The following is a 24,988-nucleotide window of genomic DNA, read 5'->3' on the forward strand; positions in this document are numbered from 1 at the left end:
ATGTAGATTCGTTAATCGTTAATGGTGACGCGGTCGATGCTGTCGCTTTCTGTCATCTCGACCACGATCCGTTCTTCGCTCGATGTCGGGATGTTTTTTCCGACATAATCAGATCGGATCGGCAATTCTCGGTGTCCACGGTCGATTAACACCGCCAGTTGAATTTGCGACGGGCGCCCGAGGTCCATGACCGCATCCATCGCAGCACGCACCGTGCGCCCTGTGTAGAGGACATCGTCGACTAGGATGACTTTTCTGTCTTTGATGCTGTGCTCGATATCAACTTGCTGGACAAGCGGCTCTTGCCCGGGGTTTTTCTGGCTCAAGTCATCGCGGTACAGCGTGATGTCGAGTTCTCCAGTCAAAATGGCCTTGCCTTCGATTTGTTCAATTTTGTCTGCCAAGCGCTTGGCGATGAACGCGCCGCGCGTTTTAATGCCGACCAAGATACAGCCGTCGATTCCTTTATTGCGCTCGATGATTTCGTGGGCGATTCGTGTAATCGCACGCCCGATTGCCTGGTCATCGAGAATGACCGCTTTTTCTGCCATGAGTTCCACTCCTTTATAATTGTGCTGCAATTTCTGCATGAAAAAACCCTCCGCCAGAGAGGCGAAGGGTGCGTAAGCGCAGAAAAAAACCTTCCGGAAGACACACTTCCGGCTTTGCGAATATCCCTTTTCAGCCTCTCTGGACTGTTCTTAAAGGTGATGCGTATTCAGTTGACTGGTCTAAGTATAAAGAACAGCTCTTTCGTTTGTCAACCCCTTAACGGAGCGTCTCGAGTAGTTCCTCGAATTCAGTCGGCAAAGGCGCTGAAAATTCCAGGTATTCCTTTGTCCGCGGATGGATAAAGCCGATGACCGCTGCATGCAAGGCCTGACCGCCGATATCCATCGTTTTTCTCGGTCCGTATTTCGGATCTCCTGCAAGCGGGAAGCCGATATAACGCATGTGTACACGAATCTGATGCGTACGGCCTGTTTCAAGACGGCATTCCACCAAAGTGAAATCCCCGAAACGCTCGAGTACGGTAAAATGAGTCACTGCGTGCTTGCCTTTGTCAACAACCGCCATTTTTTGGCGCTCTTTCGGGTCTCTCGCAATCGGCGCATCGACTGTGCCTTTATCATGGGCGATATGTCCATGGACCAGTGCGATATACTTGCGCGTCACGGATTTTTCGACCAATTGGTCCACCAATGAAGCATGGGCCAGGTCATTCTTCGCGACCATCAACAAACCGGATGTGTCTTTATCAATACGGTGAACGATGCCGGGACGGACGATGCCATTGATGCCGGATAAGTCTGTGCAATGGTACATCAAGCCGTTAACCAGTGTCCCATTCGCATGTCCTGGTGCCGGATGGACGACCATGCCTTTCGGTTTGTTGACGACGAGAACATCTTCATCTTCATAAACGACATCAAGGTTCAGGTTTTCCGGTTCAGCGTCCAATTCTTCCAATAACGGCGGATTGATAGCGATTTCGTCTTCAAGCCGCACTTTGTAATTCGGTTTGACCGTTGCGCCATTGACTTTAATATGGCCATCTTTGACCCAGTTACTAATTTGTGAACGCGACCATTCTTCGTCGATAGCCGAAATGACTTTATCGATTCGCTCGCCTTTTTGTTCTTCTGTAATGTGTATCGTCAATTCTTCCATTAAGACACCTTTTTCTTTTGTTGTTTTTCATCCATGATCACATAAATGACCATTAAGACGACACCAATGGTCAATGCGGCATCGGCCACATTGAAGATCGGAAAATCATAATTGATTACTGGAATCAGCACATCGACAAAATCGACGACTTCACCACGGTACATCCGGTCGATGAAATTACCGATGGCGCCCCCCAACAGCATCATTAGCGCCAGCTGAAACAGCGGCTGCCCTTTTGCATGCTTATGAAAATAGTAGAGGATCGCTGCGATGACTATGACAGTGATGATAGCAAATAGCCACATTTGTCCTTCCAACATTCCCCAGGCTGCGCCGCGATTGCGGTGGGACAGCCAACCGAGAAACGGTTCGAGTACCGGAATTCGTTCACCGAGCTCCATGTTTTTAACGACCAGCCATTTGGTCCATTGATCCAACGCGATAATAAGTAGCGCAATCCCATAATAAATCACTTGTATTTCCTCCGTCATTCATCAGTCTATTCATTTTAACACAGAGCGGGCGAAAAAAGAAAAAAGTCCGAAAACCGGATAACCGGTTTTCGGACCGTTCAAACTTAAGCGTATTCGATTTCGACTACTTCCGCACAGCGCGGGCATAGTTCAGGGTGTGCTTCTGATTCGCCAACATGTTTGGAAATCGTCCAGCAACGACCGCATTTCTCGCCTTGCGCTTTTTCGACAACGACCGATACTTCATCGAGCGTTAAAGCATTTTCCGGCGCTTGTTCTCTCGCGCCACCGAACTCATATTCGGAAACGATGAACAATTGTGCCAGATTTGAATCGATTGCCGGCAATAAGTTTGCCAGTTCCTCATTTGCATAGACCGTTACTTTCGCTTCTAGCGATTTCCCGATCGTTTTCGCCGCACGTGCTTCTTCCAAAGCTTTCAAGACATCGTCGCGGACGTCCATGAAACGGCTCCATTTCTCTTCTAGGTCCTTGAATTCAGGACGTTTTACGGCTTCTGGGAAGTCTGTCAACTGAACGCTTTCTTCTGAAGCGGATTCTAGGTACGACCACATTTCGTCTGCCGTATGCGGGATGATCGGCGATGCAAGCTTCACAAGTGCCATTAAGCTATCGTGCATGACCGTTTGCATCGCACGGCGATGCGGATGATCGGCGCGTTCGATATAGACAACATCTTTTGCAACATCCAAGTAGAACGAGCTGAGATCATTTGCGCAATAGCTGTTTAATGCCAAGTAAACAGAGGCAAATTCATAATTCTCATAGCCTTTTTTAGCTGTATCAATCAATTTATTCAATTTCATGACCATGTATTGGTCCATCTCGCGCATATCTTCAAATGCCACACGGTTTGTGGATTCATCAAAATCAGCCAAATTGCCGTGAAGGAATTTTAATGTATTGCGGATCTTGCGGTACACTTCAGACACTTGTTTGAAGTTGTCATCCGATACGCGCACATCTGCTGTATAGTCGACAGACGACACCCAAAGGCGCAGGATGTCCGCTCCCATTTGGTTCATGACTTTCGCTGGCACGATCGTATTGCCGAGCGATTTACTCATTTTGCGGCCATTGCCGTCTAGTGTAAAGCCGTGGCTCAAGACGCCTTTATACGGTGCGATGCCATTGATTGCGACGCTCGTTGTAAGGGATGAGTTGAACCAGCCGCGGTATTGGTCAGAGCCTTCGAGGTAAAGGTCTGCCGGGTATTGCAAGTCTTCGCGCTCGTCAAGCACTGCCTGATGGGACGATCCAGAATCGAACCAAACATCCATGATGTCCATTTCTTTCGTGAAGATGCCGTTCGGGCTGCTCGGATGCGTGAAGCCTGCTGGCAATAATTCTGCCGTCGTGCGCTCGAACCAGATGTTTGATCCGTGTTCACGGAACAAGTCTGCGATATGGGCAATTGTTTCTTCCGTGATGACCGGATCGCCATTTTCTGCATAGAATACAGGAATCGGGACACCCCACACGCGCTGGCGGGAAATGTTCCAGTCTCCGCGGTCACGCAGCATATTGTACAGACGGGTTTCGCCCCATGCCGGCGTGAATTCCGTTTCATCGATCGCTTTTAGAATCTGGTCGCGGAATGCATCGATTGATACGAACCATTGCGCTGTTGCACGGTAGATGACCGGCTTTTTCGTACGCCAGTCGTGTGGATAAGAATGCGTGATGAACGACAAGGCTTCAAGTGCGCCCGCTTCATCGAGTGCTTCGGTGATCGATTTGTTGGCTTTGTCATAGAATTCTCCTGCGAATCCAGGTGCTTCGTCTGTCATGACGCCGCGCTCATCAACTGGGCACAGAACATCCAAACCGTATTTTTTGCCGATCAAGAAGTCATCTTCCCCGTGCCCAGGAGCAGTGTGGACGCAACCTGTACCAGAATCGGTCGTGACGTGTTCGCCGAGCATAACGAGCGATGTGCGATCGTACAATGGGTGTTTCGCCTGGATATGCTCCAGTTCTTGGCCTTTCACTGTGCGAACGACTTCGTACTCTGTCCAGTCCAGTTCTTTCGCCACTTCTTCGAGTAAGTCTTTAGCGACGACGAATTTCGAACCGCCATGCGCGACTTCTACGTAATCCAAATCTGCATGTACAGAAATTCCGAGGTTGGCCGGGATCGTCCAAGGCGTCGTTGTCCAGATGACCAGCTTGACGCCTTCATCCAATACGCCTTTTCCGTCAGTGACTGGGAATGACACATAAATCGATGGTGACTTTTTATCGTGATACTCGATCTCCGCCTCGGCAAGTGAAGATTCACTAGACGGGGACCAGTAGACTGGCTTCAAACCTTTATAGATATAGCCTTTGTTCGCCATTTTACCGAATACTTCGATTTGGCGTGCTTCGTAAGAAGGTTTCAACGTGACGTAGGGATTTTCCCAATCGCCGCGCACACCAATCCGCTTGAATTGTGAGCGCTGGCTGTCGATTTGTTCGTACGCATACTCTTCACAAAGCTTGCGGAATTCCGCCAAAGACAATTCTTTGCGGTTGACGCCTTTGTTCGTCAATGCTTGCTCGATCGGCAAACCATGTGTATCCCAGCCTGGAACGTACGGGGCATGGAAGCCCATCATGCTGCGCGAACGAACAATCATGTCCTTCAATACTTTGTTCAAAGCGTGTCCCATGTGAAGGTCGCCGTTTGCGTATGGTGGCCCGTCATGTAGCACGAAGAACGGACGGTCTTTTGTGCGATCCTGAACTTTTTTATAGATGTCCAGTTCTTCCCATTTTTTCTGCATTTCAGGTTCCCGGTTCGGCAAATTGCCGCGCATCGGAAACTCGGTTTTTGGCATCAATAACGTATCTTTGTAATCCATTTTCCATTCCTCCTGTAGGCATAATAAAAAGCCCCCATCCCTGGAAAGGGACGAGAAGCTCGCGGTACCACCCTTGTTGCAGCTAAATGCTGCCAACTCTACACCGTAACGTGGCGGAAACGGGCCCGGTTACTTGCGTTCACCGGTCCAGCTCAGGAGTGATTTTCCAAGACGGCACCGTGCCAGGCTTCCACCGCCCCCGGCTCGCTCGATCGGATTTCCGTTTCGTACTGTCTCCATCAATGCGTTTATAAGTATGTCGTAATTATAGAAGCAGAATCATTCTCCGTCAAGAGCGGGCTTATTCCTTCGCTGCGTTTCCTGCTTCTTTCTTTTCGAGCTGGTCGATATTTTCCGTATCCAGGTCGTATTCAAGCAAGGTGTTCCAGTCTTCCGTTTCGATCAAGTCCAGTTGGGCTTCCACTAGCATTTTGAAACGATTGCGGAAGATCTTCGATTGCTTTTTCAATTCTTCGATTTCGGTCGCGATGCGGCGTGCTTTAGCAAGCGACTCATTGACGATACGGTCTGCATTTTTCTCTGCTTCCTGGACAATCAAATCCGCTTCTTTTTGTGCATTACGGCGGACTTCTTCTGACGCTTCTTGCGCGACGAAGATGGATTTCTGCAAAGTCGTCTCAAGGTTTGTGAAATGGCCCATGCGCTCATCTGTCGATTTCATGCGCTCTTCCATTTCCGTTCTTTCTTTAATCACTTTTTCGTAATCTTTCATGATTTGTTCGAGGAATTCATTAACCTCATCTTCTTGGTAACCACGGAATGCGCGGCTGAATTCTTTATTATGTATATCTAATGGTGATAAAGGCATCGTATCTCTCCTTACTCTCTGCATGATTACACTCATTATACCTGTCGTGGCGAGAAATTTCAGTATTATTCACCACATTCGGGCGTGTTTTATTTTTTCAATTCCAATTTGCCGACTTGCAGGCGAATTTTATCTTTTTTTGTGCGCCCTTCAATCGCGATGATTTGCACACGGCCAAAGCCTCTTGCTGAAATCAAATCGGATTCGTGCAATTCAAATGATACGTTCTCTTGTGCTGTCCAATTGACTTTTACTTTTCCGCCATTGATCAATGCGGCAGCTTTTTGACGGGAAATGTTATAGACCGAGCTGACGATTGTATCAAGGCGCAACGAACTGACGGTATGCGCTTCCTCCATCCATTCCTCAATCACTGGAAGATAATTAGCTGGATCGTCCACTTCTTCGAGTTGGACTTTTACTTTCCCGGCGCTGATAAAATTGGCGCGCAAATACGGCGCGACTTCCGTCATCACAGCGAGTTGCACCGTACCATCACCGATCCGGATATCTCCAAATTTCCCCCGCTCCAAACCAAGCGACATAAGCGCGCCGAGTACGTCTGGATGCTTCAAGGTCACGAATTTAACCGGATAGCGCAATTCGAACATGGTGACTTGGAAATCACTTTCTTCCGGCACATAATACGTAGGATGCAATAAGACACGTTCTCGCTCAGCTTGCTTGAACAAGCCGGAAGCGGCCATTTTTACATCACGCGCGCCAATGAGCGATTGGACGATAAAGCGCTGGCGCGGGTCTAGAAAATCCGTTAATTTCGGTGCATACATATCTTCCACATCTCGCAGCCAGTCTGAAGCTTGCTCGATAAATTGTTGTTCGTCTTTTCTAAAATGCTGGAATATCTCTTCCATGAGCTCTTCCCTCCAGTTTTTGGAATCCTGACTTTATTCCATTTTCGCTGATGATGGCAAAACACCTTCCGCTTTCCAAATAAAAAAGGCAGAGAAATAAATTCTCCGCCTTTCGATATCCGCTGCGGCTTCTACAGCATTTTATTTGATGAGATAGTTGGCTATTGTAAGAACGCCCCGACTCGCGAGGTTTAATGCAAAAATGGCCACAATCGGTGAAATGTCGATCATGCCGATCGGTGGGATAAAGCGGCGGAAAATATCCAAGTACGGATCGGTAATGCGGGAAATGGCCTGCCCAAAAGCAGATTCCTTGATACTCGGCACCCAGCTCATGAAGACACTGATGATCAGCAAATAGAAATAAATGTTTATAGCTCCAAGCAATACATTGATAAGAAGAATCATTCGATTTTTAGCACCTTTCTATTGTTGATCGTCGTGATAGTAATCAGAGATGGCGCCATCCACTTCGACAGTGTCCGGTACACATAGGAAGATATCGGTGCCGATGCGTTGGATATCCCCTCCGAGTGCATAGACAGTGCCGCTTAGGAAGTCGATAATCCGAAGGCCTTGATCCCGTTCGATACGTTGTAAATTGACCACGACGGCCTGTTTCGTTTTCAAGCTTTCCGCAATATCCTGCGCTTCTGCATAGACACGCGGTTCCGCCAAGCTAACTTTTGATGACGAGGCAGATGAATTCTGCAAATTAACGATATTCTGCACGTTAGGTTCCTCCAAATTCTCACGGCGTTCTTTCACTGGTTTTGGTGCTTTTGGTGCTTTCGCTGCTTTTCTCTGCGCTTGTTCGGCAGGTTCCGGTGCAGGCTTTTCATAGCGCTGTACAGGGCGCTGCTTGCGCTCTTCTTGGACGGTTTCTTCCTCATACTCGTCCAAGTAAAAGAAATTCTTGAATTTATCCTTCATGCTCATCTTTCCGCCTCACTTTCCGACCCTACCAATGCGGTCCCGACGCGGACGAATGTCGCGCCTTCTTCAGCTGCAATCAGGTAGTCATTCGACATGCCCATTGACAGTTCTGTGCAAGGGGCGTGTTGCCATTTTTCGGCTGCTATTTGCTCTTGCAGTTCTTTCAATCCTTTAAAGGTTGTTCGTAACTGCGCCTCGTCTTGTGTGTTCGGGGCCATGGTCATCAAGCCGACCACTTGCACTTTATCGAACTCCTTCAAAGATTCAATAAAAGCGGGAACTTGCTCCGGTGAAAAACCGCTCTTGGAATCCTCGCCGGATACATTGACTTGAACAAAACATTTAACGGGCTTATCGGCGCGTTTTTGAATCTCTTTTGCCAAGCTCATGCGGTCCAGTGAATGAAGATAATCAACCAACCCAATCACTTCTTTGACTTTCCGAGACTGCAGCGTGCCGATATAATGCCAGATGACCTCGCCACTAATCTCTGCATGCTTGAGCTTGAGCCCTTCAGGACGGTTTTCTCCGAGATGTCGAATGCCTGCGTTGACGGCTTCTTGCGTTCGATCGACATCAACTTGCTTTGTGACTGCGACGATTTCAATGCCGCTATTGATTTGATTCAATGTATGGGCCATTTCTTCAAATTTCGGTTTAATCGCTTTCATATACTCACAACTTTTCTATAGACGTTCACTTTATTGTACCAAGCTAAAGCTGATTTATCAATTCAGCCTGGCATTAAAACAGCAAAGCTGCCTATTTTTCAACGAAATTATGAAAGATACGTGGCAGCCGGATCCAAAAGGCAAGGGCTTGTCCGTTCTAGCAAAAAAACAGCTGCCGGTTGGGCAGCTGTTTTCTTCATTATTAACGGCGTTTTTGTCTGTTGCGAAGGAAGGTTGGGATATCCAATGCATCTTCACTTTGCTTGTCCTGGCGCTGAGGCTCCTGGCTGTAATAAGGAGTTTGCTCTTCGCGGCGCTGGGATTGTTCCTCACGGCGCGCTTCACGGATGGAAGGAGCCGGGTTTTGCTGTTGGATCGATTGGATGCGGTTTGCGTTCAATCCTGATCCACGTGGTGCGCGTCCTGCTGGGTTCAATTGCTCTTCGTTAAAGCCAGTAGCGATAACCGTTACCACGATTTCGTCTTTCAAGTTATCGTTGATAACAGAACCGAAGATCATGTTCACTTCTTCGTCAGAAGCAGAAGCAACGATATCAGCGGCTTCTTGTACTTCATACAAGCTCAAGTTTGATCCGCCAGTGATGTTCATCAAGACGCCTTTTGCCCCATCGACAGATACTTCAAGCAACGGGCTTGAAACAGCTTTCTTGGCAGCTTCAGCAGCACGGTTTTCTCCAGAAGAGACACCGATACCCATCAATGCAGATCCTTTATTCGACATGATTGTTTTCACGTCGGCAAAGTCAAGGTTGATAAGACCAGGAACTGCGATCAAATCAGAGATGCCTTGTACACCTTGGCGCAAGACGTTATCCGCTTCACGGAATGCTTCAAGCATCGGCGTGTTTTTGTCGACGATTTCAAGAAGACGGTCGTTCGGGATGACGATCAATGTATCGACTGATTCTTTCATTGTCGCGATTCCGCCGATTGCCTGCGTTGAACGCTTGCGGCCTTCGAATGTGAACGGGCGAGTGACAACACCAACCGTCAAAGCGCCAAGTTCTTTAGCGATTCCGGCGATGACAGGTGCAGCACCTGTACCAGTGCCTCCGCCCATTCCGGCAGTGACGAATACCATATCGGCTCCGCGCAAAGCTTCTTCGATCTGTTCTTTGCTTTCTTCTGCCGCTTTTTTCCCGACATCCGGGTTAGCGCCGGCACCAAGTCCGCGCGTCAACTTTCCGCCGATTTGCAGGCGTGTTTCCGCTTTCGAAAGGTTCAAGGCTTGTGCGTCTGTGTTGACCGCGATGAATTCCACCCCTTGAACTCCATGTTCGATCATCCGGTTGACTGCGTTGTTACCGCCGCCACCAACACCAATGACTTTAATTACGGCTAATGCATCGATATTTGTATCAAATTCCAACATTCTTTTTTCCTCCTAAGATTGCTCAGCTTTTGAACATAAGCCGGACACAATGATGATTTTATTCAAAAAAGCGATCAAACATTTTTTTAGCTTTGCTTACGACACCTTCGTTATCTTGTTTCGGTTGTTTCGGCTGCTTTTGTTTTTTCGGCTGCTGCTCCACATACTCAGGTTTCTGTGAATGTGCAGCCGCTGAACCATGGCCGACATTTCCGTAGAACAAATCTTCCGCATAAGCGTATTGAATCAAGCCCACCGCTGTAGTATACTGCGGCTCGCGCACTCCGATGAATTCAGGTGTGAAGAGACGCACCCGTGTTTGGAGAATGCTTCTTGCCAGTTCAGGAAGGCCATCCATTTTGGCCATTCCACCTGTCAATACGACACCCCCCGGCAATTCATCGACACCGAGACGGTATAACTCATCCAAAATCAATTCGAAAAGTTCTTCCATGCGAACTCCGATTATTTCAGATATGTATTTTTGGCTATATTGTTCTCTAGAATCCGAACCGATCACAGGCACTTCAAACACTTCTTCTTCTGAAGCGTCGTCAAAGAATGCATGTCCGTGCTCGAGCTTGATTTTTTCTGCCTGCTCTGTAGGGGTCTTCAAGACGATGGATAAATCTTTCGTTACATAATCGCCTCCGACAGGAATGACTGATGCTGCACGCAGGTGGCCGTCGCGGAATACTGCGATAGATGTTGATCCCCCACCGATATCGATGCAAGCCGTTCCATGATTTTTCTCATCTTCTGTCAATGCATAGCTTCCCGCTACAAGCGGCTGCACATAAATTTCACGAATTTCAAGGCCCGCGCGTTCAACGCAGCGCAATACATTGTGCAAGACCGTTTTCGAAGTCGTCACCATTGTACCATCCATTTCAAGGCGAATGCCGATCATGCCTCTCGGGTCTTTGATCTCGCCTAAATGGTCAACAACGTATTCTTCAGGGATGATATTGACAAGTTCGCGTTCTGGCGGGATCGACATAACTTGTGCCGCTTCCAAGACGCGTTCTAAGTCCTCATCTGTGATTTCACGATTTTCGCTGTTTACTGCCACAATACCTTTAACTGGCTGCAATGCCACTTGGTTAGCTGGAATGCCCAGCACAACTTCATGGATTTCTTTGCCAATCATGCGCTCTGCCTGATCGACTGCTTTTTTAATGGACTGTACAGTTGCATCTATATCAACAATCGCACCTTTTTTGATTCCATTAGATTTGACGTTGCCGACGCCGATGACGTGCAACGATTTATTGGTCATTTCCCCGATCAATACTTTGACAGAGGAAGACCCGATATCCAAACTTACATATAATTCTGATTGACTCAACTCGTGGCACCTCCTTATAAAACTTCTCTACATTACATTCTATTGTAAAATACACACCTTGTCTAAGTAAAATAGCGAAACTTAGAAAATTTTCCTGCAATTCGTCAATTTGCCTCACCAAGCTTCTTTTTTTCGGACCATTTCGTTAATAAAATGCGGCGAATCACCGCAATATTTTGGAACAGCCTTACACCGAATGCGAAAATTGCCGCCAAATATAAATCTACACCTAAATGAACGCCGAGAAAAGCGAGACCTGCAGCAAGCGCGATATTGAAGAAAAATCCTGAGACAAAAACTTTATCATCATACACTTGCTGCAAATGGGCACGGATCCCACCGAAGAGTGTATCGAGGGAAGCCAGCACCGCTATCGATAAATAGCTGGTGTATTCCGCTGGTATTTGGATATCCGTCAACAAGCCGAGTGAAATGCCCAGCAACAACCCAAGAATTGAAATCCACATACTTACTCCCCCTCCCCAGCTTCTAAATACCCCATTTGAATCTTTTCGTCAAACGCCGGCAATGTCAATTGTTCCTGAGGCTCAGAAATGGCAATTGTCAAATCATCTATATAAAAATCTTCATGAATGGTGGAAGCCGACAAATAGCTATATAGCTTGCGTGCTTCTTCCATGCTCTTTGATGTAATGGCGATCGTCAAAGGCGGCGTCGAGATGGGGTCTGTGTTCACCGTCGTATAGCCATTAATGTCCCGGATCGCCGTTGTATTGATGACACGTTCGCCAGCGATTGCTAATTCGATGCCATCGAATCGGTTGATTTCGTTTACTAAGCGAATCAATAAATCTGGTGGTATTTCCGTGATTTCGCTTCCGAGCGCAACCGCTTCAAGCGACGGGCTGACTTCGAGTTCGATCCCCGGTCCAGTGATTTGTGAAAGGCCAGCGGAACGGCGCAAATCTTCAACCGTATCTTTTAAGACTGCCTGTGGATCTTGAGTCGCTTTATCGCTGTACTTGGCGAGTGTATCATCCAATAATCCGATTTCCGATAGCAGCTCCGAATGTACTTGCTTTTCACGTGATAATTGTTGTCGGATTTCCCAAGTGTCCCGGTAATCCCGGCTATCGTCTGTGTTTACTGTGTTGTATTGTGTGGCACTCATAAAGCCGATGACAAAAAGAATGACCGTAAACCGGCCGGCAATACGTTTTTTCATCATCTTCCCCCTGTATCCATTTCCGACAAAAGTGCCGGCATGTGGATGGTTTGGCCGGGATCGAGAGTTACGGAGATATCATCGTTGAGGAGTTGATCCTGCACACCGCCAGTTAATTGCATGGAAGCGGATAAAACTTCCGGACTGCCGATCGCTTCAATAGTGAAAGGGGCGGGGTGTTGTATGCCATCAACAGCAATGACCGGCCCCGTGCAGACGATGTGAGAATTACCATGGATTCTTTGCCCATTCACCGCAATTGCTTCTGCTCCAGAAATATAGAGCTCATTGATTACTTGGAATACATGGCTTTCATGAACAATATATTCATTTGGGTTGGCATGGTCAATTGAGTAATCACCATCTCGAAGTGTTACGGTCAACCCTTCCCCTTTAACCGGAACAAGCCCGAGGAAGCGTCTTAGTTCTTCTGCCTCCCGGGCGTAAGCCGTATAGTTTTCTTCACCGTCCACTACAGACCGCTCGAATTCCTGAACGGCCTCTTGCTTATCGCCAAGTTCCTCACGCAATTCTTTATTGCGCTCTTGCTGCTCGATTAATTCTTTGCGGTATTGTTCTTTATGCTCGAAAAAGCCGGCCCCCGCGAAGTCATTTTCCGTTTCCCGTTGATTCGACAAGCTATAGGAATAGGCCATGATAAAGCCAAGTACCAGAAAAACCAGTGAAAAGATGATCGATTTGCTCATACTTTTGCGCTCATTGTTCTTCGGCAACTTCAAGTTCCTCACCCGCTTCCGCCAAACCGAATACATCGTTATAGGAGCGGAAATAGATACCGACTTCCATATCGATAATGCCTTTTCGGTCTTCTAGTTGAGCAGTGACAGACGGATAATAATTAATTTTTTCTGCCAAAGTTGATAATATGGCCTTGATTTCATTGCCGTCATTCATGTAAATGGTAATGTAATCCGCCCGTTCCTGCTCAGTATCCAAAATAACTTGGGAGATGAGGTTTTGCACTTCTGGGTCTGTCTTGACCAATTGCTCCATTAACGCTTCCCGTTTCGCTTCATCTTCGAAATTTGAAAAAATCGGACCTTCTACGACGCGAATCGGCTGGTTGAGCACCACACCATTCGACAAAACAACTTGGTAGCTATTGCCTTGATCCAAATACCCCATCTCGGCGTATTCCTCGATTTCAATAGCTACAGCTGTTAGCCAGTGTTTCTCGACCTTTGCTGATTCGACCCACTCAAGTGATTCGATTTGCTCCTCGATTTCCCTGCTGTCAAATGACCACATGGAGTCGCCGATTGCCAAAGTGCTTGCCTGTTGATAACTATCGCCGTCAAATAACTCAGCACCTGTGACTTTAATATCGCGAATCTCGCTATAAGGGGACTGACTGTAGATAAGAATGAGCAACAATGTGACAAAGATCGTCAGCAACGCGGCAAATTTGCGGTTCGACCTTTTTCTGCGCCGTTCCCGGAGCGTTGGTATGCGTTCTTCGATGTCTATAACTTTGTCCATATCCGCCGCTCCTTCGATTTATTCGTTGGCTTCTGTATATTTTTTGGCCGCCTCGATGAATGCATCGCCTCGGACCTCAAAGCTTTCGTATTGATCCCAGCTCGCACAAGCAGGAGACAAGAGAATCGTGTCTTCTGAAGATGAGCTGCTAATTGCTTTTTCAACAGCATCATCCATTAAGCCGGCCTTGATGACGGTCGGGACATTGCAGCTTTCTGCAAATTCAACGAAGCGTTGTGCCGTCTCGCCGAATGTCACGAGCACTTTCACTCGGTTCATATAAGGACGCAATTCCTCTAGGGAATGCTGGCGCTCCAAACCGCCTGCCAATAAAATAATGTTCTCACTGAATGCTTCCAGCGCACTTTTAGTGGCTAGCGCATTCGTTGCCTTGGAATCGTTATAGAAACGACGGCCTTGCCATTCACCGACAAATTGCGAACGGTGCTTAACTCCTGTGAAAGATGTCAACACACGGATGATGGTTTCTTTCGTGCCTCCAGACAGCAAAGTTGCTGCTGTAGCGGACAAGATATTCTCCAAATTATGTTCGCCAGCAAGCATGATGCGTTTACGTTCAATCAACGGCTCTCCTTGCCAATAAATATACTCACTATCAGCGCTGATGCTTTCTTCAGTGCGGCCTTTCAAAGTGAAAGGAATTCCTTGAGCTTCTACCGTTTTGGCATGGTCAACAAGCACCTGCTGATCGGCGTTATAAATGAAATAATCATCGCTTGTCTGATTTTCGGTGATTTTCTTTTTGGATCCGATGTAATCCTCGAGCGATCCATGGTAATCAAGATGCGCTTCGTATAAATTCGTAATGATTGAAATATGTGGACGGAAAGATTCCGTTCCTTTTAACTGGAACGACGATAGCTCTGTAACGATGACCTGGTCAGCTGTTGCTTTTTCTGCCACTCCACTTGCCACTGTGCCGATATTCCCTGCAATTAGCGGCGATTTACCGTCTTGATTGAGCATATGGAACAGTAAGGTGGTCGTTGTGGTTTTGCCGTTTGAACCAGTGATGCCGATAAATGGAGCTTCGCTAATTCGATAGGCTAATTCGATTTCCGTCCACACTGGGATTTCTTTTTCCAGCGCTTTCTGGATCAAATGGTTGCGATATGGAATTCCTGGGTTCTTGATAACGAGTTCAAAGCCTTCATCCAACAGGTCTTCAGGATGGCGCCCGCATATGACGGTGACTCCTAAATTCAGGAGTTCCTGGGCTTCGGGATTTTCTTCGAACGGCTTGGAATCATTGACCGTCACGAATGCGCCTAATTTATGTAACAGGCGGGCAGCCGTAAAGCCGCTTTTCGCCAAACCGAGCACAAGTACTTTTTTATGATGCAATTGCGGCAATTCTTTCATTTACATAACCTCCAATAAAAGGGCAATCGCTGCGCTGATAAAGCCAACACCCCAGAATACGGTGACAACTTTCCATTCAGACCAGCCACTCAATTCAAAATGATGATGGATCGGGCTCATTTTGAAAATACGTTTTTTCCGTAGTTTAAAACTTCCTACTTGTAAAATAACCGAGGCTGTTTCAATCACGAACACTAAGCCGATTAACAGCAAGAGCAATTCTTGTTTCAGTAGGATCGACACCATAGCGAGTGCCCCACCAAGAGCCAATGATCCTGTATCGCCCATGAATACTTTTGCTGGGTACTTATTGAAAACGAGGAATCCGATCAATCCGCCGGCTACTGCAAAAGTAAACAATGCGATTCCCGTTTGTTCTTGAATCATCGCCAGGATGCCAAATGCAATAAAAGCGATAGAAGCTGTTCCTGCGACCAGCCCGTCCAGCCCGTCCGTTAAATTGACAGCGTTAGAGAAGCCGACCAGCCAGAACACGATGAACAAAACATATACCCATCCAAGTTCAATAGAGGCTTCCGTAAAGGGAATGCCAAGCGCCGTGTCGAATCCGTTTGCGCGTAACAAAAAGAACGATAAAACGGCAATGACGATCTGAGCCAGCAATTTCTGCAGCGAAGTCAGTCCCAAATTGCGTTTTAGCACGACTTTGATGAAATCATCCAAGAACCCTATCAGGCCGTAGCCGAACAAAACCATTAGCAAAATGACTACTGGAGTCGTCAATTCTCCGTTGAATGCGGCGACAAGCAAGACCGTTACGATAATGGAAATGAGGAACACCAATCCACCCATCGTCGGTGTACCTGTTTTTTTCATATGTGATTCTGGGCCTTCTTCACGAATGCTTTGCCCAAATTTCATGCGTTTCAATAGCGGAATGAATACAGGCATCAATGCAATTGTCATGATTAATGCGATTCCAAATCCAAATAAAATTATACCTTCCATTAATAGAGCTCCTTTAAAGACGAGTACACTCGTTCAATTATTCATTTTCGTTGATAACCGGTTGATCTGCCGGTTCTTGCGGTTGTTCTATTGGTGCTTCTGCAGGTTGTTCAGTTGCTTCTTTTGTTGAAGGTTCAGCGGCTTCTTGGCCATCTGCTTCAGCTGACTCTTCAGTTGCCTGCTCTTCTTCGGCCTTCAGCGATTGCTCCGGATAGAATACTTCCGGCGGCTGCAGTTCGATGATAACAGATTCTCCGCTCTCTGGCACTGCGCCTTCTGCCACGCTTTGTGTCATGACAAAGCCTTGGCCAGCAATTTCCAGCGGCAATCCGCTAAGAGCCTGAAATGCCAGGAGCTCACGTTTCGACCAACCAGTAAAATCAGGAATAGCTGTCGTGCCACCGGTTCTCAAAATGATATTTTCTCCAGCTACCAGCTTCTCGCCTGCTTGTGGATATTGGTCAGTTATTTGCGAATTATCACCAGCTACCACCGCATTCAATCCCTTAGCTTCTAATTGAGACACGGTTTCTTCTAAAGAAAGTCCTTGATAGTCTTCAATTTCAACTGTTTTGGCCTCGACAGAATTCTCAGGTGCGATGTTCAAATATTTTAATCCATTTTCCATGACAGAAGTAAAGATTTTGGAAACCGGAACCGATCCGTATTCATCCGCAGGCAATTGAGGTTGCTGCACACCGATATAAATCAATAGTTCCGGATCTTCTGCCGGCGCCATTCCTAGGAAAGAAAACAAATAATTATTGCTGCCGGTCATGTATCGACCATCTTCACCAGGAACTTGCGCTGTGCCCGTCTTACCGGCTACAGAATAATCCTGCAGCGCAAAACCTTTTGCAGAGCCTACATCCGAGGTCACAGTAGATGCCATGACTTCGCGTACTTGTTTTGCCGTTTCTGCTGAAATCGGCGTACCCGCCTCTTCAGGCTCTGACTTCACCGTTACATCACCCGTATCCGGATTTTTAATCTGGTCGATGATATATGGTTTCATCATCGTGCCGTCTCCTGCAATAGCCGTCGCGGCTTGGATCATTTGGATCGGCGTAACCGTGGACCCTTGCCCGTAGGAAGTGGTCAATTTATTGATTGGGTATTCATCCAAAATCTTTCCAGCTGCTTCATTCGGCAAGTCGATACCCGTTTTTTTGCCGAATCCGAATGCGTCAATATAATTCATGAAATTATCCGCACCGAGGCGTTCAAGCAAATAGCCCATCGATACGTTGGATGAACGCTGGAAACCTTCGAGAAACGTGATGCTGCCCCAACCGCGCCCACTATTGTGGTCGCCGATTGTCCGGTCTAGCAATGTATAAGTTCCAGAATTGTAATAAGCGTTTGGATCCCATTTGCCTTCTTCAATAGCTGACGCTAAAGTGAACACTTTCATAGGCGAGCCAGGCTCAATCGTCAGTTCAATACTTTCGTTTAACCAGTTCTCTGATAAGCCTTCACGCGTATTCGGATTGAATGTCGGGCGTTGGGACATGCCCAGAATCTCGCCCGTATCCGGGTCTGCGATTACAGCAATCATACGCGCTGGATTATATTCTTCCTGGACGCTCGACATGGCATCTTCCAAAAAATTCTGCAGCGTCCTGTCCAGTGTCAACTGCAGATTGGATCCGTCAATCGCTGGGGTGATGGCTTCTTGGCTATTCGGCAATAGATAGCCCCATTTATCGGTATCGAACTCCATTTTGCCGTTCTTGCCTGTCAGCACTTCATCATGAATCGATTCCAAGCCCATTTTCCCCTTGGTCTTCACTTGTCCGTCTTCGAGTTCTTCTTTCATGGCAAAGCCAATCAAATGTGACGCGAACACACCGTTCGGGTATAGGCGTTTAAGGTCTTTGACGAACAATAAGCCTGGCAAGTCTTTTTCTTTCATTTCAAGCATCTGTGTATGGCTGATTTCGCGACCAGCTGCACCGAACTCCACCTGATAGCGGTCTTTTTCTATGCCATTGTCCAAAATGCTTAGCAATTCTTCTTCCGGAGTGCCCAATTGCTCCGATAAGTACGCTGCCGTTTCTTCGGCATCGATGACGTGGTTCGGTTCTTTAGGATTTGTCGTTACCGACTCATCCAGCACCGCTACCAATTTATACGTCAAGGTATCTTCTGCGATAACCTCGCCGTTTCGGTCCAAAATCTTTCCGCGTTCTGCCGTCAGTACTTCTTCCTGGCTGTATTTGGCAGCGGCTCTTGCAGCCAATTCCTGCCCTTCTACTTTGCCCGTCGCTTGGATTGTGATTATTCTGGCCATTAAAAGGAAAAAGAGCCCTGCAAATAGTAAAAATAGCAGAAAGGCTCCTCCTTGAAAACGAAATTTCTTCTTCATTGTCCCGGCACTACCTTTACATTTCGCTCATTTAATTTTAAGCCGTAATCCTTTGCTTTCGACCAAATGCGCTCATATGAAGACAGTTCACTTACTTGCACGGACAAATCGGTATTTTGTTTCGTCGTTTCATTGATTGAATTTTCAATTGTTTGAATTTCTTGTGTGGAAGCTTGAATGGTCGACTGATTTTGCAAGACCAGCAATGCACACATGATGCAAACCGCCAGGAAAGCTGTGTAGAGGATTTTTTCGCCTTTAGTAATACGTTTTTTCTTTTTAGCCGGCTGTCTATTCGGACTTTGCGGAACGGCCGGCTGTTGGATGTAGGTTTGGGTTCTCGCATTCAACGCCATTAAAACACGTCCTTAGAGTTTGATTTTCTCCGCAATCCGCAACTTGGCGGAACGCGACCGATTATTTTGCGCCAATTCTTCTTCCGATGGCAATATGGGTTTTCGTGTAATCAATTTCAATTTAGGTTCGAGTCCATCCGGGATGACCGGCAAATTCGGAGGCAATTCCGGAAGCGATGAGGCTTCTTTGAATAAGGCCTTCGTTAAGCGGTCTTCGAGTGAATGGAAGGTTATAACACTGATTCTGCCGTTGACTGCAAGCATGTCAAGAGCATCCTGCAACGAAGTTTCAGCAGCCCCGAGTTCATCGTTCACTGCAATACGGATTGCCTGGAACACACGCTTGGCCGGATGGCCGCCTTTGCGCCTTGCAGGTGCCGGGATGCCGTCTTTGATGCATTCGACCAGCTGGGCTGTTGTCTCGATCGGCTGTATTTCACGAGCAGCTTCGATTTTCCGAGCGATCTGCTTGGAGAATTTTTCTTCCCCGTATCGGTAAAAAATGCGTACAAGGTCTTCGAAACGCCAGTCATTTACGACATGATAAGCACTTAGCTCTGCACTTTGGTCCATGCGCATGTCGAGCGGCGCGTCATGATGATAACTGAATCCACGTTCAGGCGTATCCAACTGGGGCGATGAAACACCCAAATCATATAAAATGCCATCGACTTTCTCGACTCCGTGTTTTTCCAGTTCTTCTTTTAGATATTTAAAGTTTGCATGGATGAAAGTGATCTTATGTAAATGGTTTTTCAGTTTTTCTTTTGCATGCTCGATTGCTGTCGCATCCTGATCAAAGCAGTACAGATGTCCCTGATCGGATAGCTGCTCGGCCAAATATTCGCTATGGCCGGCACCACCGAGTGTACAATCTACATATATGCCATCAGGACGAATGTTCAGCCCATCGACAGTTTCATGCAGCAAAACTGTAGTGTGATTGAACAACCCAGTCCCCCCGTTCGTTAATTAAAAATCAAAGTCAGTTAAGTTTTCAGCAATTTCATTAAAAGATTCTTCGGATTCTTCAAAATACGCTTCCCACGCATCTTTTGCCCAAATTTCGAAACGATTGGAGACGCCGAGAATGACGCATTCTTTTTCGATCTTTGCATACGACAAAAGGTTCGCAGGTATATTGACGCGCCCCTGCTTATCAAGTTCCATTTCCTGGGCACCTGAAAAGAAAAAACGGGTAAATGCGCGTGCATCTTTTTTCGTAACTGGCATTTCTTTTAATTTTTCTTCAATTTTATTCCATTCATTCATTGGATAACCAAATAAGCACTGATCCAGGCCCCGGGTGATCACAAACTGCTCACCTAGCAAGTCACGGTATTTAGCAGGAACGATTAATCTGCCCTTAGCATCAACATTGTGTTGAAATTCGCCCATGAACATGCCTTTCACCCCACTTATTATAATTAATGTACCACATTCCCCCACATGCCACCACTTGTTTTTGAAATATTTCACTATTGTTACAGCATTTCATCTCAAAGAGTTTACTTCATAAAAAAAAGCCTGCTCAGGCAGGCTTTTCCAAGTTAAAGAATGACAATTTTGTGGGTGTTGTCGTAGTTCATCGGCAAGTCCAATAGATCTTCTATCAAGCCTTTGCCGTATTGGTTTAAATAAGGGACCGGATTGTAAATACGTTCTTGCAATCCCGATTCTGGCAATAAAGCATTTTCGATTGCTGCAAGCTGATTGAACTGCGTGCTATTTTGAATAGCCACTTCATCTTGCAGCTTGTGTTTTAGGAAGTCAAGCTGCTTCAAATGAATCTGCAAGTTTTTCTTAGTTAATGGCGTTAGCCCGGCACTGACTGCAGTAAAGCGGCTGATCAATTCTTCATACTCTTTAGTCAACCCTTTTTTGACTTCGTCGATTTTCGCTTCCGTTTCTTCATCTCTAATATGCTCATACAGTTCATTTCGTAACTGTGGAACTTTCCGCTCGACGACCACATCTTCAAAACTCAAGTGCCGTTTTTCCATCAAGCTAGCCGTCCGTCTGTCGATCAAGCTGACGCTGAGACGCGGCATGACGATTGGCATCTCCATATCCATCAGTTCAAATGCGCCTTTTAGCGCCGCCCAATAGGCAATCTCTCCTGGCCCACCAACAAAGGCCAATACCGGAAAGACGAAATCTTGCATTAATGGGCGTGTCACCACATTATTGCTAAGGCGTTCGGGCTCATGTTTTGCGATGTCCAAAAGTTGTTGTTGCGTAAAGCTCACTGAGGTGTTTTTGACCACAAACTGGCTTCCCTCACGCTCTAGCAATAAGCGCTCGCCTTCAATCGTGAGAAACAGATGTGCCGCTTCTTCTTTAGCATCGATGCCAGCCTTGTAACCGTCCTCTTCAAGCGCAGTTTCGGCTTCCACCACCGCTTTTGCTATTGCCCCGCTATTTTCAATGAGCTTCGAGAAAAACCTTCCCTCATAGGCACGCAATTGCTTGTCCGCGGCGTCAATATAAAGCAGCCCTTGATGATCGAAGAAATGATTAAGCAGGCTTGCGAAAAACGCGGTAAACGTATCCGTCTTTTCCAAATGGCTGAATACGATGGAACGGATTTCTTTCGTATGGGCTGTTTCAGGCAGGCTACGGAAGTATTCTTCTAAAAACGCCTCGATCTCTTCTGCTTTCAGTGGTGCATGCGATGCTGCGCTTTTTCCTAGCTTTGCATGGGGATAATTCAATTTTTCGATGCGTCCATTTGTTTCACGGTAAATATGACAGATCTCTGCTAGGTCGTGGTCTTCTCCAGCAATCCAAAAAACCGGAACGACCGGCGTCCCAAGTTTATCCGCAGCTTCTTTTGCCAATAAAATCGCGGAAATCGCTTTATGAACCGTGTACAACGGCCCTGTCAACAATCCCGCCTGCTGGCCGGTCACTACGACGGATGCGCCCGCTTCAAAATGCGCAAGGTTTTGTTTTGCTGCGTCTGAAATCCCAAAAGGCTCCATATAGCTTGAAACGATAGAGGCCAGTTTTTTTCGATCGACCGGGTGGCCTTTTAACGTTTCTAGCCTTTCATGGGCTTGTGCCAAAGAAGGCTGATAGGAAAAGTATTGTATGATTTGCCGTTCTTCATTTGTATAATCAACCATCAATTTGGAGGATGGCGGTATGTATTTTTCCTTTAATTTCATGAATTTGAATCCCCTTTTCGCTTTACATTCAAAGACTACTATAACAAAAGGAGGATTACATGAGAAAAAATCCGCTTAGCGAAATGATTGGACCGCTAAAAAGATCAGTCCAGCAAGCCACGTCGCAGCGTAAATCGCGGAGAGCGCCAAAAAGCAAATTCGCCAAACCTTACGCAAGAACTTGATTACTTCCAGTTCTTTTTGGGTCTTCCATTCCCGAATCAGCAAAATAATCGCAAACAATAAGGCGCCCATAAAGATGAACGGCTGCACTTTTACGCCGAACAGCAAGTCAAGTGAGGCCGGAACCGAAAAAAATAAAAGAAAGGCAGTGATATCAGCAGCGATTCCGAGCGCTTTGCGTTTTTTGGATTTATAGCTTAATGCATAGACAACTAAAAATAAGATAAAGGGGACGTAAAGCAAGACGTTCCCGGCAATAGATATCCATTCCATTAGGTTTCCTCAACAGTCTTCAGTAAATGATAAAACGCTTTGAACAAAGGCAAGTCAAGTTTCGCGATCTGGAGAATGTAGAGCATCAGCCCATCGACATCCATCGGATCCTCAGCTAAGCGATCTGCCAGCATGGACGATATTTCTTCCGGCCGCGAGGCACAATAGGCTGCGACGCGCTCAATCGGCTGCAAGCTTTCAATTTCCGGAAAGGCCAAATACATTTCGTTATATAGATTTCGAAACAACTCGTAGGCATTCGGGTCGGTAATCAACCTTCCTTTTTTGATCTTCATCAACGCCGTTAACGGATTGATGAGGCTATCCCTTAAAAGCTGCTCGAACAGGCGTGTTTCGATGTCATCTGACCATTGCACGGTGATTTGATCCACTGCTGTGAGCGAATCGAATCGCTGCGTTTCGCCTTTTAACAAGCCGATGCTGAGCTGCGGCAGTTTGGTGTACTTGATTTCATACGCGCTGACTTTGACTGCGTCGCAATCCAATACGGCGGCAGCGATTTGGCGATGTGCCAGCAATCGAGCTTTTTCTACATAAAGCATTCCTTGTTGGACAAAAATGAGCGGGTTGCTCGGCCGTCGAATTTTCAGCAACTTTAATATAGGCGGCAGTTCTTCTGAATGAATCGTGATAACTATGTAAGCATCCGGGTCCACCTGTTCAAAATCGGTGTGTACGGCAATTTGCTGTTGTTCTGTGCCACATACGAGGCCATTAGCGCTTAGTTCAGCGGCTTGTTGTTCATTCGTGATGATCAGCTGAACCTCGCCTTGTTTATTTAATAAATGCGCAAGCAACAATGCCTGGGCGTTTCCGCCGATAATTGCGAATTTCATGGAAACCCCTCCTTTTTTTCAGAGCAATCATAGATAGACGCCGCGCAGTTTATGCGTCTGCTAAAAAAGAAGCCTGCCAATTTGGCAGACTCCACGTCTATTACTCATTATACAGGAATGATCGGATGTTTTCGATATGGCAAAGGCAAATCTTTTGTCGCATAAATCGACAAGCGCTTCGATAATTCGTCGCGAAGTGCATAAGGCGCCACGATTTCATCGACGATAAGCTCTGAAGCCAACCGGTAAATATTAATTTCTTCTTTATATTCCTGGTGCTTTTGCTGAACGTAAGCCAAGCGCTCTTTCGGATCTTCAATGGCTTCAATCTTATTGGAGTAAACTGCATTGACGGCCGCCTCAGGTCCCATAACGGCAATTTGCGCCGTTGGAAGCGCAATACAGACATCAGGCTCAAATGCCGGACCTGCCATAGCATATAAACCAGCGCCGTAGGCTTTGCGGACAACGACCGAGATTTTCGGCACTGTGGCCGCACTCATCGCGGAGATGAATTTAGCGCCATGGCGGATAATGCCGGCACGTTCGACTTTCGTCCCGATCATAAATCCGGGTACATCAGCCAAGAACAACAATGGAATCGAGAAAGCATCGCATAAATTAATGAACTTGGCGCCTTTGTCCGCAGAATCTCCGAACAATACGCCGCCTTTTACTTTCGGTTGATTGGCGATGATGCCAACCACTTGGCCGTCGATTCGGGCAAGGCCGGTGATCAATTCCGGCGCGAACAGCTTTTTAATGTCGAAGAAACTGCCTTCATCGATCAATTGGTCAATCAATTCGTACATATCAAATGGTGCGTTCTGGTTTTCTGGAATAATTTCTTCCAGGCTGCGGCCTGCTTTTTTCGCTTTCGCTTCGATTGTTTCAGGCTTGCCAGCAAAGTTCGCCGGGAAAAACGCCATATAGCGGCGCGCTTCTGAAATCGCTTCTTCTTCTGTCGCAACTAACACATCGCCGACGCCGCTGACAGTACAGTGCATGCGGGCACCGCCCATTTCTTCGAGAGACACTTTTTCGCCGATGACTTTTTCAGCCATACGCGGCGAGCCCAAATACATGGAAGCGTTGCCTTCGACCATGATGACGATGTCGCAAAATGCAGGGATGTAAGCCCCGCCCGCTGCAGATGGACCGAACAACAAGCATACTTGCGGCACCATGCCGGACATGCGCACTTGATTATGGAAAATACGCCCAGCGCCGCGGCGGTTTGGGAACATCTCTAATTGATCGGTAATACGTGCTCCTGCAGAGTCGACCAAATACAACATCGGTACTTGCATTTTTTCAGCCGTTTCCTGAATGCGGATGATTTTCTCCACTGTCCGCGAACCCCACGATCCTGCTTTAACGGTAGAATCGTTCGCCATCACACAAACGGTTTCGCCATTTACTTTGCCGATCGCTGTTACGACTCCATCAGCTGGAAGATCTCCCGCTTCGACATTTGCGAAACGGCCGTCTTCAATATAATCGCCTTCATCAAACAACAGCTGTAAGCGGTCTCTGACAAATAATTTATTGCTTTCTTTCAATTTTTCATGATATTTCTCTTGTCCGCCCGCGAAAATCTTGGAAAGCTTTTCTTCGAGCCGTGTATTATACCCTGTCGTTTCAGTCGTTTTCGTCATTTCTTCCACCCCTTTGGATTCA

25 protein-coding genes and 1 other annotated feature are annotated in these 24,988 nt (G+C 46.8%); all 25 genes read right to left on the minus strand.

All coding sequences use genetic code 11. The annotated features are described in order from the left end of the window. Positions 1-11: 11 nt before the first annotated feature. Entirely contained in the window at positions 12-551 is a 540-nt protein-coding gene (pyrR, locus tag AY633_RS02000) for a bifunctional pyr operon transcriptional regulator/uracil phosphoribosyltransferase PyrR (protein ID WP_068465731.1), read from the minus strand. A 217-nt stretch (positions 552-768) separates the two neighbouring features. Beyond that, a complete protein-coding gene (locus AY633_RS02005; protein WP_068486047.1) occupies positions 769-1,671 on the minus strand; it encodes an RluA family pseudouridine synthase in 903 nt (300 codons plus the stop codon). Further along, a complete protein-coding gene (gene lspA, locus AY633_RS02010) occupies positions 1,671-2,162 on the minus strand; it encodes a signal peptidase II (protein ID WP_068462945.1) in 492 nt (163 codons plus the stop codon). The genes AY633_RS02005 and lspA overlap by 1 nt, the downstream gene beginning before the upstream one ends. Before the next feature lie 86 nt (positions 2,163-2,248). Beyond that, a complete protein-coding gene (ileS, locus tag AY633_RS02015; RefSeq protein ID WP_068486049.1) occupies positions 2,249-5,011 on the minus strand; it encodes an isoleucine--tRNA ligase in 2,763 nt (920 codons plus the stop codon). A 43-nt stretch (positions 5,012-5,054) separates the two neighbouring features. Next, positions 5,055-5,263, minus strand: a binding site (T-box leader). A gap of 49 nt (positions 5,264-5,312) precedes the next feature. Next, positions 5,313-5,840, minus strand: a complete 528-nt coding sequence (locus AY633_RS02020) for a DivIVA domain-containing protein (RefSeq protein WP_068462952.1) — start codon at positions 5,838-5,840, stop codon at positions 5,313-5,315. Positions 5,841-5,929: 89 nt separating this feature from the next. Continuing rightward, on the minus strand, positions 5,930-6,715 hold the full coding sequence (locus AY633_RS02025) for a YlmH family RNA-binding protein (RefSeq protein WP_068462954.1): 786 nt from the start codon (positions 6,713-6,715) through the stop codon (positions 5,930-5,932). A gap of 141 nt (positions 6,716-6,856) precedes the next feature. Next, a complete protein-coding gene (locus AY633_RS02030; RefSeq protein ID WP_068486051.1) occupies positions 6,857-7,123 on the minus strand; it encodes a YggT family protein in 267 nt (88 codons plus the stop codon). 18 nt (positions 7,124-7,141) lie between these two features. Beyond that, positions 7,142-7,654, minus strand: coding sequence for a cell division protein SepF (locus AY633_RS02035; protein ID WP_068486053.1), 513 nt, complete (start codon positions 7,652-7,654; stop codon positions 7,142-7,144). Continuing rightward, positions 7,651-8,322: a YggS family pyridoxal phosphate-dependent enzyme gene (locus tag AY633_RS02040; RefSeq protein ID WP_068486055.1), complete on the minus strand. Its 672-nt coding sequence runs from the start codon at positions 8,320-8,322 to the stop codon at positions 7,651-7,653. The genes AY633_RS02035 and AY633_RS02040 overlap by 4 nt, the downstream gene beginning before the upstream one ends. A 202-nt stretch (positions 8,323-8,524) precedes the next feature. Further along, entirely contained in the window at positions 8,525-9,715 is a 1,191-nt protein-coding gene (gene ftsZ / locus AY633_RS02045) for a cell division protein FtsZ (RefSeq protein ID WP_068486056.1), read from the minus strand. A gap of 58 nt (positions 9,716-9,773) precedes the next feature. Beyond that, positions 9,774-11,063: a cell division protein FtsA gene (gene ftsA / locus AY633_RS02050; RefSeq protein ID WP_068486058.1), complete on the minus strand. Its 1,290-nt coding sequence runs from the start codon at positions 11,061-11,063 to the stop codon at positions 9,774-9,776. 104 nt (positions 11,064-11,167) lie between these two features. Then, a complete protein-coding gene (locus tag AY633_RS02055; protein ID WP_068486059.1) occupies positions 11,168-11,530 on the minus strand; it encodes a small basic family protein in 363 nt (120 codons plus the stop codon). Positions 11,531-11,532: 2 nt separating this feature from the next. Then, the gene (locus AY633_RS02060) at positions 11,533-12,252 is read right to left on the minus strand and encodes a DUF881 domain-containing protein (RefSeq protein WP_260804451.1); all 720 of its coding nucleotides are present in this window, start codon (positions 12,250-12,252) and stop codon (positions 11,533-11,535) included. Next, positions 12,249-12,956 (minus strand): DUF881 domain-containing protein, encoded by a 708-nt coding sequence (locus tag AY633_RS02065; RefSeq protein WP_260804452.1) that lies wholly within the window; start codon positions 12,954-12,956, stop codon positions 12,249-12,251. Before AY633_RS02065 ends, AY633_RS02060 begins: the two co-directional genes overlap by 4 nt. Before the next feature lie 10 nt (positions 12,957-12,966). After that, entirely contained in the window at positions 12,967-13,749 is a 783-nt protein-coding gene (locus tag AY633_RS02070; RefSeq protein ID WP_068486065.1) for a cell division protein FtsQ/DivIB, read from the minus strand. Positions 13,750-13,767: 18 nt separating this feature from the next. Then, entirely contained in the window at positions 13,768-15,132 is a 1,365-nt protein-coding gene (gene murD, locus AY633_RS02075) for a UDP-N-acetylmuramoyl-L-alanine--D-glutamate ligase (protein ID WP_068486067.1), read from the minus strand. Further along, positions 15,133-16,101, minus strand: coding sequence for a phospho-N-acetylmuramoyl-pentapeptide-transferase (gene mraY, locus AY633_RS02080; protein ID WP_068486069.1), 969 nt, complete (start codon positions 16,099-16,101; stop codon positions 15,133-15,135). It lies immediately after the preceding gene. Positions 16,102-16,138: 37 nt separating this feature from the next. Continuing rightward, the gene (locus AY633_RS02085) at positions 16,139-18,469 is read right to left on the minus strand and encodes a penicillin-binding protein (RefSeq protein WP_082799158.1); all 2,331 of its coding nucleotides are present in this window, start codon (positions 18,467-18,469) and stop codon (positions 16,139-16,141) included. Further along, a complete protein-coding gene (gene ftsL, locus AY633_RS02090) occupies positions 18,466-18,825 on the minus strand; it encodes a cell division protein FtsL (protein WP_058383507.1) in 360 nt (119 codons plus the stop codon). Before ftsL ends, AY633_RS02085 begins: the two co-directional genes overlap by 4 nt. Before the next feature lie 12 nt (positions 18,826-18,837). After that, entirely contained in the window at positions 18,838-19,776 is a 939-nt protein-coding gene (rsmH, locus tag AY633_RS02095; RefSeq protein ID WP_068486071.1) for a 16S rRNA (cytosine(1402)-N(4))-methyltransferase RsmH, read from the minus strand. Positions 19,777-19,797: 21 nt separating this feature from the next. Then, on the minus strand, positions 19,798-20,229 hold the full coding sequence (mraZ, locus tag AY633_RS02100) for a division/cell wall cluster transcriptional repressor MraZ (RefSeq protein ID WP_068462976.1): 432 nt from the start codon (positions 20,227-20,229) through the stop codon (positions 19,798-19,800). Positions 20,230-20,375: 146 nt separating this feature from the next. Next, the gene (gene bshC, locus AY633_RS02105; RefSeq protein ID WP_068486073.1) at positions 20,376-21,995 is read right to left on the minus strand and encodes a bacillithiol biosynthesis cysteine-adding enzyme BshC; all 1,620 of its coding nucleotides are present in this window, start codon (positions 21,993-21,995) and stop codon (positions 20,376-20,378) included. A gap of 75 nt (positions 21,996-22,070) precedes the next feature. After that, positions 22,071-22,451 (minus strand): DUF3397 family protein, encoded by a 381-nt coding sequence (locus AY633_RS02110; protein WP_068486075.1) that lies wholly within the window; start codon positions 22,449-22,451, stop codon positions 22,071-22,073. Then, positions 22,451-23,308 (minus strand): ketopantoate reductase family protein, encoded by an 858-nt coding sequence (locus tag AY633_RS02115; protein ID WP_068486077.1) that lies wholly within the window; start codon positions 23,306-23,308, stop codon positions 22,451-22,453. Before AY633_RS02115 ends, AY633_RS02110 begins: the two co-directional genes overlap by 1 nt. Positions 23,309-23,415: 107 nt before the next feature. After that, a complete protein-coding gene (locus tag AY633_RS02120; RefSeq protein ID WP_068486079.1) occupies positions 23,416-24,966 on the minus strand; it encodes an acyl-CoA carboxylase subunit beta in 1,551 nt (516 codons plus the stop codon). Positions 24,967-24,988: the final 22 nt, after the last annotated feature.

Origin of the sequence: Planococcus maritimus (assembly GCF_001592825.1) — a bacterium.
In the GTDB taxonomy this organism is placed as follows: Bacteria; Bacillota; Bacilli; order Bacillales_A; family Planococcaceae; genus Planococcus; species Planococcus maritimus_C.

Excerpts from the sequence above, each read along its gene's own strand:
- mraY (WP_068486069.1), bottom strand. The coding sequence starts at position 16,101 with ATGGAAGGTATAATTTTATTTGGATTTGGAATCGCATTAATCATGACA.
- lspA (WP_068462945.1), bottom strand. The coding sequence starts at position 2,162 with ATGACGGAGGAAATACAAGTGATTTATTATGGGATTGCGCTACTTATT.
- AY633_RS02040 (WP_068486055.1), bottom strand. The coding sequence starts at position 8,322 with ATGAAAGCGATTAAACCGAAATTTGAAGAAATGGCCCATACATTGAAT.
- AY633_RS02055 (WP_068486059.1), bottom strand. The coding sequence starts at position 11,530 with ATGTGGATTTCAATTCTTGGGTTGTTGCTGGGCATTTCACTCGGCTTG.
- AY633_RS02060 (WP_260804451.1), bottom strand. The coding sequence starts at position 12,252 with ATGATGAAAAAACGTATTGCCGGCCGGTTTACGGTCATTCTTTTTGTC.
- ftsL (WP_058383507.1), bottom strand. The coding sequence starts at position 18,825 with ATGGCGTTGAATGCGAGAACCCAAACCTACATCCAACAGCCGGCCGTT.
- AY633_RS02065 (WP_260804452.1), bottom strand. The coding sequence starts at position 12,956 with ATGAGCAAATCGATCATCTTTTCACTGGTTTTTCTGGTACTTGGCTTT.
- AY633_RS02020 (WP_068462952.1), bottom strand. The coding sequence starts at position 5,840 with ATGCCTTTATCACCATTAGATATACATAATAAAGAATTCAGCCGCGCA.
- AY633_RS02110 (WP_068486075.1), bottom strand. The coding sequence starts at position 22,451 with ATGGAATGGATATCTATTGCCGGGAACGTCTTGCTTTACGTCCCCTTT.
- AY633_RS02030 (WP_068486051.1), bottom strand. The coding sequence starts at position 7,123 with ATGATTCTTCTTATCAATGTATTGCTTGGAGCTATAAACATTTATTTC.
- ileS (WP_068486049.1), bottom strand. The coding sequence starts at position 5,011 with ATGGATTACAAAGATACGTTATTGATGCCAAAAACCGAGTTTCCGATG.
- ftsZ (WP_068486056.1), bottom strand. The coding sequence starts at position 9,715 with ATGTTGGAATTTGATACAAATATCGATGCATTAGCCGTAATTAAAGTC.
- AY633_RS02120 (WP_068486079.1), bottom strand. The coding sequence starts at position 24,966 with ATGACGAAAACGACTGAAACGACAGGGTATAATACACGGCTCGAAGAA.
- AY633_RS02115 (WP_068486077.1), bottom strand. The coding sequence starts at position 23,308 with ATGAAATTCGCAATTATCGGCGGAAACGCCCAGGCATTGTTGCTTGCG.
- AY633_RS02035 (WP_068486053.1), bottom strand. The coding sequence starts at position 7,654 with ATGAGCATGAAGGATAAATTCAAGAATTTCTTTTACTTGGACGAGTAT.
- bshC (WP_068486073.1), bottom strand. The coding sequence starts at position 21,995 with ATGAAATTAAAGGAAAAATACATACCGCCATCCTCCAAATTGATGGTT.
- AY633_RS02070 (WP_068486065.1), bottom strand. The coding sequence starts at position 13,749 with ATGGACAAAGTTATAGACATCGAAGAACGCATACCAACGCTCCGGGAA.
- AY633_RS02005 (WP_068486047.1), bottom strand. The coding sequence starts at position 1,671 with ATGGAAGAATTGACGATACACATTACAGAAGAACAAAAAGGCGAGCGA.
- AY633_RS02085 (WP_082799158.1), bottom strand. The coding sequence starts at position 18,469 with ATGAAGAAGAAATTTCGTTTTCAAGGAGGAGCCTTTCTGCTATTTTTA.
- pyrR (WP_068465731.1), bottom strand. The coding sequence starts at position 551 with ATGGCAGAAAAAGCGGTCATTCTCGATGACCAGGCAATCGGGCGTGCG.
- AY633_RS02025 (WP_068462954.1), bottom strand. The coding sequence starts at position 6,715 with ATGGAAGAGATATTCCAGCATTTTAGAAAAGACGAACAACAATTTATC.
- murD (WP_068486067.1), bottom strand. The coding sequence starts at position 15,132 with ATGAAAGAATTGCCGCAATTGCATCATAAAAAAGTACTTGTGCTCGGT.
- mraZ (WP_068462976.1), bottom strand. The coding sequence starts at position 20,229 with ATGTTCATGGGCGAATTTCAACACAATGTTGATGCTAAGGGCAGATTA.